Origin of the sequence: Verminephrobacter aporrectodeae subsp. tuberculatae, assembly GCF_026127385.1 — a bacterium.
Lineage (GTDB): Bacteria > Pseudomonadota > Gammaproteobacteria > Burkholderiales > Burkholderiaceae_C > Acidovorax > Acidovorax aporrectodeae.
Genome location: NZ_QZCX01000003.1, coordinates 217146 through 235212, shown reverse-complemented (window position 1 = coordinate 235212; position 18067 = coordinate 217146). Strand labels below are relative to the sequence as shown.

At 64.0% G+C, this 18067-nt stretch carries 9 protein-coding genes and 2 pseudogenes; 4 read left to right on the top strand and 7 right to left on the bottom strand.

Annotated elements, in window-relative coordinates; genetic code table 11:
- Window positions 1-61 precede the first annotated feature (61 nt).
- The 4 genes and pseudogenes from D5041_RS16080 to D5041_RS22250 form a co-directional block, all read right to left on the bottom strand.
- On the bottom strand, window positions 62-10642 hold the full coding sequence (locus D5041_RS16080) for an Ig-like domain-containing protein (protein ID WP_265285205.1): 10581 nt from the start codon (window positions 10640-10642) through the stop codon (window positions 62-64).
- Between the two features lie 1037 nt (window positions 10643-11679).
- A pseudogene (gene relB / locus D5041_RS16075) lies at window positions 11680-11984 on the bottom strand (type II toxin-antitoxin system RelB family anti-toxin transcriptional regulator); the annotation flags it as partial.
- A complete protein-coding gene (locus D5041_RS16070) occupies window positions 11962-12222 on the bottom strand; it encodes a type II toxin-antitoxin system RelE/ParE family toxin (RefSeq protein ID WP_456119853.1) in 261 nt (86 codons plus the stop codon). The pseudogene relB and the gene D5041_RS16070, both read right to left, overlap by 23 nt.
- A gap of 49 nt (window positions 12223-12271) precedes the next feature.
- Window positions 12272-12415, bottom strand: a pseudogene (locus D5041_RS22250) (hypothetical protein); the annotation flags it as partial.
- On the opposite strand from D5041_RS22250, the gene D5041_RS16065 reads away from it, so the two are divergent.
- From D5041_RS16065 to D5041_RS16050, 4 genes are all read left to right on the top strand, one after another.
- Window positions 12401-12799 carry a hypothetical protein gene (locus tag D5041_RS16065; protein WP_265285204.1) on the top strand — a complete coding sequence of 133 codons (399 nt, stop codon included), beginning with the start codon at window positions 12401-12403 and terminating at the stop codon, window positions 12797-12799. The pseudogene D5041_RS22250 and the gene D5041_RS16065 overlap by 15 nt on opposite strands.
- 113 nt (window positions 12800-12912) lie before the next feature.
- A complete protein-coding gene (locus tag D5041_RS16060; protein WP_265256733.1) occupies window positions 12913-14466 on the top strand; it encodes a phosphatidylinositol-specific phospholipase C in 1554 nt (517 codons plus the stop codon).
- Window positions 14467-14790: 324 nt separating this feature from the next.
- A complete protein-coding gene (locus tag D5041_RS16055; protein WP_010107742.1) occupies window positions 14791-14925 on the top strand; it encodes a hypothetical protein in 135 nt (44 codons plus the stop codon).
- A 338-nt stretch (window positions 14926-15263) separates the two neighbouring features.
- Complete coding sequence (locus tag D5041_RS16050) at window positions 15264-15518, top strand: IS66 family transposase (RefSeq protein ID WP_265285748.1); 255 nt, start codon at window positions 15264-15266, stop codon at window positions 15516-15518.
- A 13-nt stretch (window positions 15519-15531) separates the two neighbouring features.
- Here the strand turns inward: D5041_RS16050 and rnhA are convergent, their stop codons facing one another.
- The 3 genes from rnhA to D5041_RS16035 all read right to left on the bottom strand — a co-directional run bounded on the left by rnhA (window position 15532) and on the right by D5041_RS16035 (window position 18018).
- Window positions 15532-15981: a ribonuclease HI gene (gene rnhA, locus D5041_RS16045; protein ID WP_010107739.1), complete on the bottom strand. Its 450-nt coding sequence runs from the start codon at window positions 15979-15981 to the stop codon at window positions 15532-15534.
- Between the two features lie 33 nt (window positions 15982-16014).
- Entirely contained in the window at window positions 16015-16842 is an 828-nt protein-coding gene (locus D5041_RS16040; RefSeq protein WP_050809544.1) for a class I SAM-dependent methyltransferase, read from the bottom strand.
- 204 nt (window positions 16843-17046) lie between these two features.
- Window positions 17047-18018, bottom strand: coding sequence for a tyrosine recombinase XerC (locus D5041_RS16035; RefSeq protein WP_265285747.1), 972 nt, complete (start codon window positions 18016-18018; stop codon window positions 17047-17049).
- Window positions 18019-18067: the final 49 nt, after the last annotated feature.

Below are 18067 nucleotides of genomic sequence, written 5' to 3'. Positions count from 1 at the left end.
GTGCCCCCCCTGCTCGGAATGGGGAACAGCAAGCCCGCTGTCCAGGCCCTGCGCTGTACCTTCAGAACCAGGAGCCGCTGGCCGCATCCGACGTCTGCCCCACGACGGACAACTGCATCCGCGCTGTGGCGCCGGGCGCGGTGATGACGCCGTTGGCCTGGCCGTCGGCGTCGAACTGCCCGCCATCGGTGATTTCAAAGTCCAGTCGCAGCCGCTCGCGTTCGCTGGCTACCTTGCCGCTGTAGGGTGCGCTGCTCAGGTTGATCCAGGTGCCGGTGCTGTCCTGGACCCAGTAGCCGCCCACGCCCAGCGCCGCGTCCACGTACAGGCTGAACGGCTCGCTGCTGCGGCCCGTGGCCCGTGTTGTCTCGAAGCTGAGCAGTCCGAGGGGCATCTCCATTCCCTGGGGCAACTGGGCGGGTGCGTCCTCTTGCTCCAGGCGGGTGACGCGTGCACCGCTGCTGTCCGGGTCCAGCTTGCCGTCCTGGCTGCCTGCTACCAGGGTCACGGGCTGGCTTGCTCCGGTGGGGCTGAGCACGGGGCGGGTCAATGCCACCGCCGCCTGCGTGCTGTCCGGGACGCCGTCTCCGTTGCCGTCGCTGTTCGTGTTGTCCCGGGTGTCCTTGTTCGTCAGGGGCGCGGATGTGCGGTTGTCCGCCGCAATGGCGCTATCGACTGTGGCGGTGCGGATCACCGAGGACATGGTGTCTGCTGGCGCGGGTGTGTTGTTGAGCACTGCGGTGGCCGCAAAGCTGGGTGCGTCGTTGCCTGGGGCGTCCTGTATCGCGTTGGCGTCGTTGCTGTCCGGAGAGGGGTCGGCGTAGGCGACGGTGACCGATTGGCCGCTGGTGACCGCCGTGGTCAGCGTGAGCGTGACGGTCTTGGCTTGGGCCTGGACGGTGACGTTGGTGACCGCATTCGCGACGCCATTCACGAGGACCGTAAAGGCCTCGTTGGCCGGCTTGTAGATCGGGTCCGCGTCCAGGTCGCTGCTGTCGTCGAAGCTGAGTAGCAGTTGGTCGCCGTTGACCCTGGGGCGCGTCGTCTCGCCGCTGGTGATCAGCTGCGGGGGCGTGGTGTCTGCTGGCGCGGGCGTGTTGTTGACCACCTCGGTGGCCGCAAAGTGGGCCGCGTCGTTGCCGGCAGCGTCCTGTATGGCGTTGGCGTCGTTGTCGGTCGTGGGGTCGGCGTAGGCGACGGTGACCGTCTGGCCGTGGCTGACCGCCGTGCTCAGCGTGAGCGTGACGGTTTTGGCCCGGGCCTCGACAGTGACGTTGGTGACGGCGTTTGCGACGCCGTTGACAAGCACCGTAAAGGCCTCGTTGGCCGGCTTGTAGATCGGGTCCGCGTCCAGGTCGCTGCTGTCGTCGAAGCTGAGTACCAGTTGGTCGCCGTTGACCCTGGGGCGCGTCGTCTCGCCGCTGGTGATCAGCTGCGGGGGCGTGGCGTCTGCTGGCGCGGGCGTGTTGTTCGTCACGGCCTGGCTGCTGAGGTCTGCTGCGTCGTTGCCGGCGGCGTCCTGGACCCCGCCGGTCTCCGGCTTGGTGTAGTTGACGGTCACTGTTTCAGCGCTGGTCACGGCGCGGCTCAGTGTCAGGGTGATGGTCTTGGCCGTCGCATCCACCACGGCGCTGCTCACGGTGATGTCCGTGTCAGCGGTGCTGCTGACCGTAAAGCCTGCATTGCCCGCGAACGTGGCTCCGTTCAGGGTGTTGGCTTCGATGTAGGTGAGCACCAGCTGGTCGCCGTGGACTGCGGCGCTGCTGCACTCCGGGGGCGTGGTGTCTGCTGGCGCGGGGGTGTTGTTCGTCACGGCCTGGCTGCTGAGGTCTGTTGCGTCGTTGCCGGCGGCGTCCTGGACTCCGCCGGTCTCCGGCTTGGTGTAGTTGACGGTCACTGTTTCAGCGCTGCTCACGGCGCGGCTCAGTGTCAGGGTGACGGTCTTGGCCGTTGCATCCACCACGGCGCTGCTCACGGTGATGTCCGTGTCAGCGGTGCTGCTGACCGTAAAGCCTGCATTGCCCGTGAGCGCGGCTCCGCTCAGGGTGTTGGCTTCGGTGTAGGTGAGCACCAGCTGGTCGCCGTGGACTGCGGCGCTGCTGCACTCCGGGGGCGTGGTGTCTGCTGGCGCGGGGATGTTGTTCGTCACCGCCTGGCTGCTGAGGTCTGCTGCGTCGTTGCCGGCGGCATCCTGGACTCCGCCGGTCTCCGGCTTGGTGTAGTTGACGGTCACTGTTTCAGCGCTGCTCACGGCGCGGCTCAGTGTCAGGGTGACGGTCTTGGCCGTTGCATCCACCACGGCGCTGCTGACGGGGATGTCCGTGTCAGCGGTGCTGCTGACCGTAAAGCCGGCATTGCCCGTGAGTGCGGCATCGCTCAGGGTGTTGGCTTCGGTGTAGGTGAGCACCAGCTGGTCGCCGTGGACTGCGGCGCTGCTGCACTCCGGGGGCGTGGTGTCTGGCGCGGGCGTGTTATTGACCACCGCGGTGGCCGCAAAGTGGGCCGCGTCGTTGCCGGCAGTGTCCTGTATGGCGTTGGCGTCGTTGCCGGTCGTGGGGTCGGCGTAGGCGACGGTGACCGTCTGGCCATGGCTGACCGCCATGGTCAGCGTGAGCGTGATGGTGTTGGCCCGGGCATCGACGGTGACGTTGGTGACGGCGTTCTCGGCGCCATCGACGAGCACCGCAAAGGCTTCGCTCTCCGGCTGGTAGATCGGGTCCGCGTCCAGGTTGTCCGTGTTGCCAAAGCTGAGTACCAGTTGGTCGCCGTTGACCCTGGGGCGCGTCGTGTCGCCGGTGGTGATCAGCTGCGGGTTCTCGCGGTCCGGCACGCGGTTGTTCACTGCCGTGGACGGGAAGCTGGTCAGGCGGTTGCCGGCAGTGTCCCGTATGGCGCTGGTGTCGTCGGGCGTGCTGTCGTTGTAGGCGATGCGCACGCTCTGAGCATGTCGCACGGGGGTGCTCAGCGTCAGGTAGACGAGCTTGCTGTTTGCACCCACGATGACCGAGGTGACGGCATTGGCTGCCCCGTCCACAAGCACCGTGAAGTCCCCGCTGAGCGGCTTGTGGGCCTCGGTTGCGTCCAAGTTGCTCGCGTCGCTGAATTCGAGCACCAAGTCACTGCCAAGGGTCCTGGGGCCTGCGGTGCCGCTGGTGATCAGCTGCGGGGGCGTGGTGTCTGCTGGCGCGGGCGTGTTGTTGAGCACCTCGGTGGCCGCAAAGTGGGCCGCGTCGTTGCCTGCGGCGTCCTGTATGGCGTTGGCGTCGTTGTCGCTCGTGGCGTCGGCGTAGGCGACGGTGACCGTCTGGCCGCTGGTGACCGCCGTGCTCAGCGTGAGCGTGACGGTCTTGGCTTGGGCCTCGACGGTGACGCTGGTGACGGCGTTCAGGACGCCATCAACAAGCACCGCAAAGGCCTCGTTGGCCGGCTTGTGGTCTGCGTCCGCGTCCAGGTCGCTGCTGTCGTCGAAGCTGAGTACCAGTTGGTCGCCGTTGACCCTGGGGCGCGTCGTCTCGCCGCTGGTGATCAGCTGCGGGGGCGTGGTGTCTGCTGGCGCGGGCGTGTTGTTGATCACCTCGGTGGCCGCAAAGTGGGCCGCGTCGTTGCCGGCGGCGTCCTGTATGGCGTTGCTGTCGTTGTCGCTCGTGGCGTCGGCGTAGGCGACGGTGACCGTCTGGCCGTGGGTGACCGCCGTGCTCAGCGTGAGCGTGACGGTCTTGGCTTGGGCCTCGACGGTGATGTTGGTGACGGCGTTCGCGACGCCATCGACCAGCACCGCAAAGGCTCCGCTCTCCGGCTTGTGGTCCGGGTCCGCGTCCAGGTCGCTGCTGTCGTCGAAGCTGAGTACCAGTTGGTCGCCGTTGACTCTGGGGCTCGTCGTCTCGCCGCTGGTGATCAGCTGCGGGGGCGTGGTGTCTGCTGGCGCGGGGGTGGTGTTCGTCACCCGCATGTCCGGGAAGTTTGCCGCGCTGTTGCCTGCCGCGTCCGCTACCCCGCCGGCGCCTTCGGGCTGGGTGTAGCTGATGGCCACGTCCTCACCGTGGGCCACGGCGTGGCCGAGCGTGAGCGTGATGGTCTTGGCGGCGGCGTTCACCACGGCGCTGGTGACGGCGATGGTGGTGCCAGCGGCGTTCGTGACCGTAAAGCCTGCGCTGCCCGTGAGCGTGGCGTCGCTCAGGGTGTTCTCTTCGGTGTAGGTCAGTACCAACTGGTTGCCGTTGACCGTGGCCGTGCTGAGCGCCGGGCGTGTGGTGTCCGGCAATTGGGTGTTCACGGCGTAGTTGTCGCTGCTGACGGAGCCGGTTCCGGAGCGGCCGTCCACGGTGCTCACGCCGGCGAGGTTGACGCTGATGTGGTTGGCCGCGTCGTTGACGGCGGCCTTGGGGGTGAAGGTGGCGGTCCAGGTTTTGTTGTTGACGGTCGTGAGCGGGCCGAGCGTGCCGTTGGCCTGGGTCAGGTCAATGTCATCGACCGTGAAGCCGAGGACCGTCTGGGTGAAGGTGAAGGTGACGGTCGTCGTATGGCCCGTGGTGAGCACGGTATCGGCGAGCGTGATCGTGGCGGCAGATGGTGCGGTGTGCACGCTGAAGTTGGCGCTGGTGGCGCTGCCGGTCAGGCCCGCGAGGTTGACGCGGATGGTGTTGCTCGCGGCGTTGACGTTGGCCGTGGGCGTGAAGGTCGCCGTCCAGGTTCTGCCGTCGGCGCTGAGTGCGGGTTCGCTGAGCGTGCCGTTGGCCTGGGTCAGGTCGATGTCATTGATCGTGAGGCCGGGGACGGGTTGGTTGAAGGCCATGATGACCGTCGCCGTTTCTCCCGCCGTGAGGTACTCATCGGTCAGCGTGACGCTTGCGCTCAGGTCGGGTGCCTGGTCTGCGGTGCCGGGCCGGGTGTCTATGCGGTAGTTGCTGCTGACGGCGGTGCCGTTCTGCGCCGGGTTGCCCGCCAAGTCCGCCACGCCGCGCATTGCGAGGCGGATGGTGTTGCTCGCGTCGTTGATGTTGGCGCTGGGCGTGAAGGGGGCGCTCCAGGTCCTGCCGTCTGCGAGGGCGCTCAGCGGACCCAGCGTGCCGTTGGCATTCGACAGGTCGATGTCGCGGGCGTCAAGGCCGGTGACGGGCTCGTTGAAGCTGAAGCTGACGGTGGTGGTTTCGCCCGCGCTGAGGGTGCTGTCGGCCAGCCTGATGGTGCAGCGGGGAGGCAGGACGTCGATGTCGTAGGTGACCGTGGAGACGGCCTGGCCCACACCGGCGTTGTCCGTGAGGTCGGTCACGCCGGCGAGGTTGACGCGGATCTGGTTGCCCGTGGAGTTGTAGCGGGTGACGTCGTAGTGTGGGGTGCTTGCGAAATCATCCGGCCCCGGAGCCGTCAGTGTGACCTCCCAGGTGGTGCCGCCGTCGGTGCTGTGCAGGTTGGACAGCTTGGCGGAACCGCCGGCGCTCAGGTCGTCGATGTGGAAGCTGTCGGCAGCGATGGCTTTGGAGAAGCGGATGCTGACGGTGGTGCTCTCGCCAATGCCCAGTTTGCTGTCGTTGATCGTGATCGGGTTGGTCGCGGCCAGTCGGGGGCGCAGGCTGTCTTCGGTGTCCGTGGCAGGCCGGGTGTCCACGGTGTAGCTGGCGCTGCTGGTGCTACCGGTGCCGGCGTTGCCCGCGGCGTTGGTCACGCCCGGGAGGTTGACGCGGATGGTGTTGTTCGTGTCGTTGACGTGGGTCGTGGGCGTGAAGGTGGCCGTCCAGGTCCTGCCGTCGTCATCGGTCGTGGGGTCGCCCAATGTGCCGTTGGCGTCGGTGAGCGCGATGTCATCGCGCGTGAAGTCGCTGACGGGTTCGTTGAAGCGGAAGGTGACGGTGGTGGTTTCGTCCGCGCTGAGCGTGGTGTCGGCCAGCGTGATCGTGGCGGTGGGGCGCTGGGTGTCGATCGTGTAGTTGGCGCTGCTGGCCTGGCCTTGGCCGATGGTGCGTGGGCCCGTGGCCTGTACGCCAGCCAAGTGGACGCGGATGCTGTTGCTCGCGTCCATCAGGCTGGCCGTGGGCGTAAAGGTGGCGGTCCAGAGGGTCGAATGGCCCAGGTCGGTCAGGTTGCCGAGCGTGCCGTTGGCATTCGAGAGGTCTATGTCGGCCGCATCGAAGCCGGTGACGGCCCGGTTGAAGGAAAAAGTGACGAGGGTGGTTTCGCCCGCCTTGAGCGCGGTGTTCTCCAGCGTGATGGTGGCGCGGGGCAGTTGGGTGTCTACGACGTAGGGGGAGGGGGCGGTGCTGCCCAGCCCGGTATTGCCTGCGGCGTTGGTCACGCCGCTCAGGCGCACGGAGATTTCGTTGCTCAAGTCGTGCGTGTCGGCATGGGGGGTCAGCGTGGAGGTCCAGGTTCTGCCGTCTGCGCTGGCCCTGGGCGGGCTCAGCGTACCCGCCGCGTCGTCGTGGAGCACGTCCTCGAGTCCGAAGCCGGTGACGGGCTCGCTGAATTGGAAGCTGACGGTGGCGCTCTCGCCCGGGGTGAGTGCCGGGTCGGTGAGGTGCACGGTGGCGCTGGGCCGCACGGTGTTCACCGTGTAGTTGGGGCTGACGGCGTTGCCTGCGCCGGTGCGGCCTGCGCCATTCGTCACGCCGGCCAGGTTCACGCCGATGGTGTTGCTTGCGTCCTCGGTGTCCACCTGGGGCGTGAAGGAGGCGGTCCAGGTGATGCCGTCGTCTGCGGTGCTCAGCGCGCCGAGTGTGCCGTTGGCGTTCGCGAGGTCCACGTCCGTGGCGTCGAGGCCGGTGACGCGCTCGCTGAAGGTGATGGTGACGGTGCTGCTCTCGTCCGCGGTGAGCGCGCTGTCGGCCAGCGCGACGGTGGCGCTGGGGCGCGTGCGGGAGACGGTGGTGTCGATGTGGTAGCTGATGCCGCTGGCGTGTATCTGGCTGCCCACGTTGCCCGATTCGTCGCTCACTCGGCTCATGTCCACGCCCAGCTTGACGTTGCTGAGGGTGCTGCTGCCCGTCGGGGCGGTGAGTGTGGCGGTCCAGGTGGTGCCGCCGTTGAAGGCGACCAGGTTCGACAGCGTGCCGCCGGCAGCGCCCAACAAGGTCTTGGTGCTGCCCACGCTGACGTAGGGGAGGATGCAGCGGGTGTCGAAGCCCCGCACCGCTTCGGAGAAGATGAAGGTGACGGTGGCGGTTTCGCCGGCGTCGAGGCTGCTGTCCGTCTCTCCTTGCACGTAGGCGATGGAGCCGGCACCCGTGAGCACCGGCGCGGCGTGGTCCACGGTGTAGCTGGGGCCGTACTTGTCGTCCGCCGGACCCGAGTTACCCATCCAGTCCACCACGCTGTTCTGGCGCACGACGATCATGTTGTCGCCCAGTTGGCGCCCCTGGGAGCCGTGGGAGTTGCTGTAGCCGGTCGGGGTCAGTTTGACGGTCCAGGTCTGACCGCCATCGGTGCTGAGCAAGTCGCTCAGCGTGCCGCTGAGCATTGAGCCGCTGTATACCCGGAGGTCGGCGAGGGTGAAGTCACGGATTTTTTCGGAGAAGCGGATGGTGGCCGTAGCAACTTCGCCGATCCCCAGCGTCGTGTCGCTCATCGTGATCTCGACGATGCTGGGCCGTTGGACGTCGATGGCGTAGGTGTTGCTCGATTCCACACGGCCTGCGGCCGAGAGGCCATCGCGGTCGGTCACGCCGACGAGGTCCGCGGTGATTTTGTGGTTCTCCGAGTTATTCATCGCACCCGTCGGGGCCGTCACCGTGGCGGTCCACACGGAGCTGTAGCCGTTGGCGTCGGCGTTGCGGGCGAGCGGAGCGGACAGCGTGCCCGCTCCCTCGGGCGCACGCAGGTTGGTGCTGCTCAAACCCTTGACGGGCTCCGAGAAGCTGAGGGTGACGGTCATCGTCTGCTTGTTCAGCGTGAATGCGCTTTCGCTGAACGTGATGGCATCAGCGGCCAGCGAGGGCCCCAGGGTGCTGACGGTGTAGCCGTTGCTGTAGACGGGATTGCCCTCTCCCGTGTTGCCAAACAGGTCGTACACCCGGCCCATGTTCAGGCTGATCCAGGCGTGGGCGTTTGCCGTGTTGGCAGCGGGTATGAATGTGGCGACCCAGGTTTCGCCGCCGTCGGTGCTGTAGAGTTCACCCACCCTGCCGTGGGCGTTGGGGAGGTCGATCGCGGACCTGACGCTTGGGCCGTTGACTCTTTCGTTGAAAACGAACGTGACCTGGGCGGTTTCGCCGGCTCTGAGGTGGGTGTCGTCGATCGTGATGCGCAGAACCCGGGGCCGGACGGTGTCGATGGTAAACAGCGGGGAGGAGTAGGTCCCTGTGCCAAAGCTTTCGTTGGCATCGTGCGTCTTGCCAAGGTCCATGGTGACGCGGCCACTGGCCCCCTCCACACCGTCCTTCGCGCGCAGCGTCATCCAGAAGTGCTTGGGATTGTGGGGGTCCTTGGACATATCCTCGTCCCATTGGGTACCGGGCATGCTCTCAAGGGAGCCGGGCCTCCCGGAGAGCCCGACAAGGTTGCCTTCCCTGGGGATCACATACGGCGTTTCGTTGAACTCGAAATGCACGCGGGTCGATTCACCCGGGCCCAGCGTGTATTTGTCGGCCCAAACTCTGACGGTATGAAGACCCGCGACGTGGGGCCGGTTGCTGTCGATTGCGTAGGTGTCGCGCGATTCCACCCGGTTCGTCGTGGCCTGGAGGTCATCGCGATCGCTCACGCCCGTGAGGTCCACGGTGACTTTGTTGTTCTGCGAGTTATTCGTCCCGGCCGCCGGGGCCGTCAACGTGGTGGTCCAGACGGTGCTGTGGCCGTTGGCGTCGGGGTCGCGGGCGACCGGAGCGGACAGCGTGCCCTTTCCTGTGGACAGGTGCAGGTTTGCGCTGCTCAGACCCTTGACGGGTTCCGAGAAGCTGAGGGTGACGGTCGTCGTCCTCTGGTGACCCGTCAATACCCTCTCGTGGAACGTGATGGCCTCAGCGGCCAGCGAGGGCCCCAGGGTGCTCACGGAGTAGCCGCCGCTGTTGACGGGGATGTTCCCTCCATCGAGGTCCGTTCCCGGGTTGCCGTGCAGGTCCCGCACCTCGTTCATCCGCACGGAGATCACGCATTGCTCGGCGTTTGCCGTGTTTGCAGCGGGTGTGAATGGGGCGGTCCAGGTGATGCCGCCGTCGGCGGTGGTCAGACTGCCCAGCGTGCCATGGGCTTTGGAGAGGTCAATGGCTGACTGGAAGTTGGCGACTTTTTCGGTGAAAACAAAGGTGACGGTGGCGGTTTCGCCGGCTTGGAGGTGTTCGTCGTCGATCGTGATGGAGCGGTGCTTGGGCCGGAAGGTGTCGATGGAAAACAGTTCGGAAGCCTGGTGCCCGGCGCCCGGCTGGCGGTAGCTGTCAGCCACCTTGGAAAGGTCCACGCTGATGCGGCCGCTACTTACCGCGTCATCCTTCGCACTCAGTGTGGCCCAGAAGCTGTTGGTTGATTTCTGGAAGAGCCCCGAGGTCCAGTGGGTACCGTGGGGTACGAACTCGACGAATTGGGTGAGGTTCAGGTACCTCGGCGATACGTCGAACTCAAAATGCACGATGGTCGATTCACCCTTGCCCAACGTGTATTTGTCGGCCTGGATTCTGACGGAAAAACGACTGCTGTGGATGATCCTGCTGGTGTTGTTGTCGATGGTGTAGGTGTTGCTCGATTCCACACGGTCCGTCGTGGTTATCCGCAGGCCATCGCAGTCGGTCACGCCGCTGAGGTCTACGGTGACTTTGTTGTTCGTCGAGTTCGCGTCCGTACCTGCGTGGGCCGTCAACAGGACGGTCCAGACGGCGCTATATGAGTAGGGGCCGATGTCCGGATCGGACAGCGTGCCCTTTCCCGCGGGCACCTGCAGGTTTGCGCGGCTCAAACCCCTGACGGGTTCCGAGAAGGTGAGGGTGACGGGTATCGTCTGCCTGCCAAACGTCCATACGCTGTCGCCGAACGTGATGGCATCCGCGGTCAGCGAGGGCCCCAGGGTGCTGACGGTGTAGCGGTTGCTGTAGACGGGGCTGCCCTCTCCCGCGTTGCCAAACAGGTCGCGCACCTGGCTGGCGTTCACGCCGATCACGCAGTCCTCGGCGTGTGCCGTGTTCGCAGCGGGTGCGAATACGGCGGTCCAGGTTAGGCCGCCGTCGGTGGTGACGACGTCACCCAGCAGCGTGCCATGGGCTTTGGAGAGGTCGATGGCTGCCTTGAGGCTTGCGCCGTCGACTTTCTCGCTGAAAACGAACCGGACCTTGGCGGTTTCGCCGGCTTTGAGGCGGGTGTCGTCGATCGTGATGCTCGTGACCCGGGGGCCGATGGTGTCGACGGTAAACAGCTCGGAATAAAAGAGGGTATCTGCGCCCCGAGTGCCGCTGTCATCCGTCAGATTTGCAGGGTTGTAGGCGACGTAGCCGCCGGTGCTTGTCTCGCCGTCAATCGTGCTCAGTGTGGCCCAGTAGTGCTTGGCATTGTCTGGGTCCCTGGTCAATTCGCTGGTCCAGCGGGCACCGCCGGGCAGGAGCCTGCAGTCGTAGTGGCGGAAGCTCGACTGCAACGGCCAGTCGTTGAACTCGAAATGCACGCGGACGGATGTCCCCTTGCTCAGTGCGTATGTTGAGGCCCAGATTCTGACGGCAGTGACAGTCATGATGTCTCCTTGAGCGGTTGCGGTACGGCCCTGGTCCCCTGCGATGGGTTGGGTTCCAGCGGCATTGAAAACGTAACAAAAGCGTCGCGAATTTAAACATATACTGACAATTTAGTGGGTGGTTTTTTTTGACTTCCCCGGTGAACTTCTGCGCGAAAGCGTTCTGCCCTCATGCAGAGCATGGTGCAGACGGGGGTCTAACCCACCCTCCTTGGGGTGGCCAAACAGCCTGGTCCGCTGATGCACTACTCCATAAGTATCAGAACAAAATAAAACTGCTGCGTTGCGCGCCATGGCAGGGTGAAAACCGCAGAAAAATCTTGATTTTCTTGATAGTTTGCGATGTACCTATGGCACGCAAGATGAAGTTTTACGTATTGATATTTACGAGTTATTTCATGCGATTCGTGCGCCGCGGGCCAGGGGCCCGTACCGGCCCGCACACGGAAATGTCGCAGTCCATGCGCGTGGGTTCTGTGCTGCATGCAGCATTCAGAAGCCCAGGACAAGCAGTAAATATGTGACTATTTACAGTTCGTGAAACAGGTTGCGCGCGCGTTGAAACGGGTGGCTTTCCAATCCTGGCAACCCGCTGGCACTCCATGCCGATGCTTGGGTCATCGCAGCATGGAGGCGGTCAGTCAGTGCGGTCGGTGTTGTGCAGGGCTATGCCGGCGTGCTGGTGCATGGCTGCTGGGCAGCATCCAATGCGGCGTGCATGCGCTGTGCAATGCGCACCTGCTGTGCGCGCTGACCTTCTTGGCCCAGAGCATCGAGGCTGCGAACGCGCGCAGGGAATCACTGCGGTGCCGCCACGCCAGCTGCTGCGCTGGATAAAACGCTAGCGCGCCATGCTGGAGGAGGGGGCAAGCGCTGCGGCGCCTGCGCGATCATGCGCAAGAGGTGCTGCGCTTTGCGCGCGACCTGATGAAGCGGGCGATCCGGATGCCCGAGGCCCAAGCCGGGCAGCTTGCGCCGCTTTGCCGGGGCGCAAAGCGTGTGCACGATGCGCTCCTGCCCGGACACCGTCCGCAAGCGATGGCCTGCAGGCCCTTGTCCGCAATGGCGTTGAGCAGTTTGAGTGGGCCGGCCCTGCTGGCCGCGGTTCGCCTGGCTCCCACTTGCGCACGGTCGATGCCGACGTGTGCAGGTGGTGCGCGAACACCGGTTGGCTGAAGCCGAGTGCTTCGCGCAGCCGCTTGATGTCCGTGGCGCTGAATTCGCGCACCGGCGGCGGGCAGATAGCGTCGAACCCGCGCACCGTCCCCTTGCCGATTGCGCCGGCCTCGTGTAGCGCGGCCCAGTCGCCGCGCAGCGATTCAATGATCTTGCTCGCCGCAATGCACCTCCAGCAGAGCGCCCGCCTGCAATGCCTTGACCCGCGCTGCGGCGGACAGGTCCAGGAACACCCGACCCGTGTATTGCAGCGCCTGCCTTCCCGCCCTGCGTGATCGTTCGCCGTGGTGCTCTTCGGGAACCCATGCAGGAACACGGACTGGTTGCCGATCCGGGCCGGTGCGGTAGCCGCCGCGCTTGCCGCCGCCAGCGTGCGCCACGCGCTTCTTGTAGAGATGGGCCACCCAGGTCCGCGTCGATCAGCCCTTCTTCCCTCTCCCGCACCACCTTGCACGGAGCGACGTCGGGCAGCCTCTCACTCAGCTGCCACCGTGCCAAGTTCTTGCGCTTCAGGACCTCAGGCAGGCGACCTTCACGGGTGTCGCGCAGTATTGATTGTAATTTTATGTAATAATTGGCGCAATGATCGCCACCCACGCCATCCGGACCTCCCCGGAAGTCCTCCAGCTCATCGCCAGCATCAATGCGTTCAAGGGTGCTTGGCGCGCGCTCGGCACCCAGGAGCGCATCGGTTCGTCCACCCGCATCGAAGGCAGCAAGTTGTCGGACCGGGAGGTCGAGCTGTTGCTGCGCGAGAAGATCGGACTCACCGCACGGCCCGAACTTTCGCTACGGATCGTCGAATTCGCGCAGGAGCATGGGCGCATCACCATGGGCGATGCGATCCGGCTGACTGACGGCAAGCGCAACCCGCTCAAGCAGCATTTCCGTGTCCTGGTGGAACGTGGGCACCGCGCGCAGCATGGGGCTGCGCCATATCTCGTTATGCACAACTCCCCCGAAAAGAGGTCCTCCAGGTGAGGAGGGCTTCGGGAGTGTGCATGGTATTCAAAAGGAGTTTACCTCAAAAAACCACTCCCATTCTTCATTAAAAACGGTTCGTCAAACATTTTCAACAAACCATCTTTATCATCATGAATCAGAGAAATAACAAATTCCTTTTGGCGATGGCGACTGGGCTCGCCATTTTTGGATCAAAGGTGCATGCAGAATATCAGACAGATGCTTGGAACCATACCGGTGCGTTTTCTACGAGCGTCACGGCTTCCACGGATAATTCCTCTTTCATGAAGGCCATTGATGGCGACACTCGCATCAACAGCCTTTCGTTGGTTGGAACACATGATTCTGCTGCAAGTACTGGGGGTTCCATAGCCTTTACATCGACCATTATCGGCGCGCCCGTAGGGTGTGCGGTGGGCGTAGCATTGGCTCCCGTTACTTTCGGATATTCCATGGTATTGTGTATAATTGGTGCGTTTTCAGGCGCGGTTGTTCAAGATGCGGTGCGCACGCAAACAATGCCGCTCACGGAACAGATGAAAGCAGGCATCAGATTTTTTGATATACGCGTGAAGCACCGAAATGACAAGTTTCAGCTGTATCACGGAAAAAGCGATTTGGGCGCCGATATGGATGGCGTATTGTCGCAAATCAAGGAATTTCTGAAAAATAATCCATCAGAAGTCATCATGGCTCGGATCAGAAACGAGGAGGACGGCGAAAACAATACATCCGTCAATTCTGCATCTGGAAACACTCGCAATTTCAAAGAAACCATGCTCGGATATGTTCAAAAATATGACGAAAACTTGTTTTGGGATGGCAAATTGGGGGGGTCAAATCCAACACTGAGCTCTGTCAGAGCAAAAATCATCATTTTTTCCGATTTCGGGGAATTCAAGTACGGTCTGCCGTATGATACCGAGACTGCCAACATTGAGGATTCTTACCACCTGTATTGGAACTGGGATCTTTACGATAAATGGGAAAAAATCAAAAAGCATTTGGTGACCACGAATTCTCAAACAGTGTTTGCGAAGCCGAGTATCGGCTATCTGAGTGGATCCGGAGGGTCGTTTCCATATTTTGTTGCCGGCGGTCGCATTTATGCCAATACAAGCGCCGATCATCTCCTGACCAAGGAAACCGAAACCTCGACTGGAATTAATCGGAACAAGTGGCCTGATTTTCCGCGTGGTTCATGCACCTGGGTGGCCGGATGGATATGTTCGATCTTCTTTGCTGGCACGAATGAACTGACGGCGACATGGCTGGCAAAGAACAATCCCAAAAACGTAGGAATTTTGGTTGCCGATTTTCCCGGAAGTGACCTGATTGACCGAGTCATTCGAATCAATGCGCAATTCAAAAAAATGGAGCAGCTGGCAGGACAGGAATGGGTTTCCCTCAGTTTCAATGGCGTAGACCAAGAATGTGCCAGCAATGACGGGGTGAACTGTTTTCGTGGAGCTTCGCGTGACGAGGCGAAAAAGGCCACCACCGTATTGGTTTGCGGTGAAGCCCACCGGGCCAAGTATGGAATTACTGGGTACGGAGATAAAAGCCATTGGTGCTCCAAAGCTCGTGACGCCGTAACTACTCAGCCCCCGGTCCCACGGCCCAGCCGATCAACCAAAGCGGGGCTGGACCGGAGCGCCCTGAAAGGCTTGGCTGAGCTCCTGTGAAAGTATGTTGGCGCAAAAATATTGCTCCTCATTTTTCGCGGCCAGCGCCACCACAAAACGAGCTGCACAGGCGATCATGGGGCACCAAGAGGCCTTGCATCAGAGCGAATTCGCCCCAAGAGACGAACTTTGGATCCTCTCGTAGGCCAAGGGCGCTTGGATTACGTCGCTTTCATCGCTGAAATTGAAAAATTCACACGCTCTGAGTAGTTACGTGACGCCATAGCTCGTGATCAGGCAAAAAAAGTGACTGGTTCAGCCTCTCGAACACGAATCAGTGGTACTCGCTCCATGCTGACACTTCAACGCTGAGTCACGAGGAGAATGATCGGACAGTTGGTCACCCGGGTCCAAGAGTTGGAATCGCGGCTGTCCAAGATCTCACCGGGCACGCTGCATGGCTGGGCGCGCGAGGCCGACGCGCTGCTCAGCCCCTCGGTCCAAGCCCGCAGCAGGTGAGCCAATCGCCGGTGGTTCATGTCGATGAATCGGGTACAGGCCAAGTTGCAGTGGCTGCACACCAGTGTCACCCCGAAGCACACTTGGTATGGCGTACATCCCAAGCGGGGGGCATCGAGGCAGTCAATGCGTTCGGTGTTTTGAAGGACTGCGCCGGCGTGCCGGTGCATGACTGCTGGGCGCCATACTGGCTGATCCAATGCGTGCATGCGTTGTGCAATGCACATCTGCTGCGCGAGCTGACCCCGTAGCGCGTCAAGGAGCAGGGCCAACGCGCACGGGCCAAGCAGTCGGATGCGTTCCATTTGCTGCGGCGCCGGCGCGATCCTGCGCAAGAGGTGTTGTTGCGCTTTGCGCGTGACCTGTCGCTGCCTTTCGCGAACAACTTGGCCGAGCGGGCCATCCGGATGCCCAAGGTCAAGCAAAAAATCTCCGGTTGCTTTTCGCACCTTGGCCGGGGCGCAGAGCTTCGGCACGATCCGCTCCTGTCCGGACACTGCCCGCAAGCATGGGGTTGGCATATCAGAAGCACCGCGCGGGGCGCGAACACTGAGCCGGCGGCGCGCGAGACGCGGCGTGCGTCCGATGCCTGAGGCTGTGGAACCCTCAGCCTCGTCCCAGCGCCTGCTCAACGCCCCGGTTCGCCAGGACATCGGCGCGCTCGTTTCCCGGGTCGCCCGAGTGCCCTTTCACCCAGCGCCACGTGATGCGGTGGCCGCCGCTGCTCACCAGGGCGTCCAGGCGCTGCCAAAGCTCGACGTTCTTCACCGGTTGTCTGGACGCGGTGCGCCAGCCATTGGACTTCCAGCCGTGAATCCATTCGGTGATTCCCTTGCGCACGTATTCGCTGTCCAAATACAGCGTGACGGCGCAGGGGCGCTTCAGGGCCGATAGCGCCTCGATCACCGCCATCAGCTCCATGCGGTTGTTCGTCGTGCCCAGCGTTCCGCCAAAGAACTCCTTCTCGGTGGCGCCCGAGCGCAGCAACACGCCCCAGCCTCCAGGGCCCGGGTTGCCCTTGCAGGAGCCGTCCGTGTATATCTGTACCTGATCCAAACTATGTTCCTGTGCTGTGGTGGGTAGAAACGGTCATGCGCGGGGGGACGGCGGTTTCGCGGCGGCCTCGTGGCGGCGTTTGACTGCCGGCGTATTGGCCGTGCGGTGGGCGATGGGGACGGTGGCAGCGGAGCGCTGGCGCTTGCTGCGCCATGCCGACTCCAGCAGGCGCATGCCGTACACCCGCTTGACCGCAACCAGAAAGTACGCGGCCCCCAAAATGGGCCACCATTTCTCGCCCAGGCGGTCCATCCAGCCAAAGCGCTCCAGCCATTGGGCGCTGCGCACTGCTGGACGATAGCAGCCAAAACGGGTGGATTCGACCTCGAAGCTCAAAAGCCGCAGCCAGTCGCGCAGGCGCCGGTAGGCGATGAACTCGTCCACACCCGGCAGATACTGCGTGCCCTTGCCCAGGCGCTGGTACAGGTGCGCGCGCCGCTGGCGCAGGCCCCACAGGCTGGCGGGATTCAGGCCGCTGATGACCACGCGCCCTTCGGGCACCAGGACCCGCTCGACCTCGCGCAAGGCGGCGTGCGGGTCGATGCTCAACTCCAGGGTATGCGGCAGGACGATCAGGTCCAGGCTGGCCTTGGCAAAGGGCAGGGCCACGGGCTCGGCGAGCAGGGCGAGCGTGCGGCTGCCCGGCGCCCCCGTCTGCACCAAACCGCTGTCGTCCGCTAGCGCATCCTGTCCGAGTGCGAGCCAGCGATGCGGCATGCGGTTCGCGCGCAAGCCATCGAGCAGCGGCATGCCAAGCTGCAGGCTGTGATAGCCAAAGACGTCGGCCACCGCCTCGTCGAAGCGCGCCTGTTCCCAGGCCAGCAGATACCGGCCTGGCGGGGAATCGAACCAGTTGTGCAAGCCGGTCAATTGATGCCACACCCTGATGTCACGTGCCTCACGACCGATTCTGAAGGCGCCCACTGGGCAATCCGGTCGGGCGGCAAAAGCGGGTTCTCCGCTGCGGCGCAGCCCCGGCGCGCAAGCCCTGCCCGGGCACGCCGGGCTGGATGGGCAGGCCGAGCGTTTGCCCGGCCCGGGCGTTGTGCGGCGTGCATATGGTTTTCAATTCGCCGGTGGCTTCTTGTGCGCCCGCGGGTGGGCCACGTCGTACACCGCGGCCAGATGCTGGAAGTCCAGCCGCGTGTAGACCTGCGTGGTGGTGACGCTCGCGTGGCCCAGCAGTTCCTGCACGGCGCGCAGGTCGCCGCCGCTTTGCACCAGGTGGCTGGCAAACGCATGGCGCAGCATGTGCGGGTGCAGCGGGGTGGCGATCCCGGCCTGCTGGCCGCGCAGGCGCAGGCGCAGCCAGATCGACTGCGCCGTGAGCCGCGCGCCGCGCCGGCCGACGAACAGCGCGGGCTCGCACTGCGCCGCTGCGCCAAACGGCGTGGCGCGCAGCGCAAGCCAGGCGCGCAATGCGGCGCTGGCCGCGCGGCCCACGGGAACGCTGCGGCGCCTGCTGCCTTTGCCCAGGACATGCGCTTCGCCCGCCTGCAGGTCCACCCAGCCGCGCCCCTGGCGTTCGGCGTCGGCGCTGGCCACGGTGTCGAGCCCGGCCAATTCGCCCACGCGCAGGCCGCAGCCATACAGCAGTTCGACCATGGCCGCGTCGCGCGCTTCGATCCAGGGGTCGGCGCCGGGGTTGGCAAACTCGGCGAAGTACACGGCTTCGTCCACGCTCAGCGACTTTGGCAGGGGCTTGGACGCCTTGGGTGCGCGCACGTTTTGCGCGGGGTTGTACGCGATCAGTCCCTGCTGCGCGGCCCAGGTGAAGAAACTGCGCCAGCCCGAGAGGATGAGCGCGATCCCCCGCCCGCTGCGCCCACCGCTGTGCATTTGCCGCATGAAGTGGCGAATATGCGCGTTTTCCAATTGCAGCAGGGGCAGGTTCAGACGCGCGGCAAACTGCGCGAGTTTTTCCAGGTCCAACTGGTAGAGCGCGAGGGTGCGCGCGGCCAGGCGCTTTTGCACGCGCACATATTCCAGATAGCACTGCACCTGGGGGTCGGGTGCGGGCGCATCGGACGGGGACAGCGCGGAACGGGCCTTGCCAGGCCGCAGGGAGCGCCTCCTCGATGGGGAC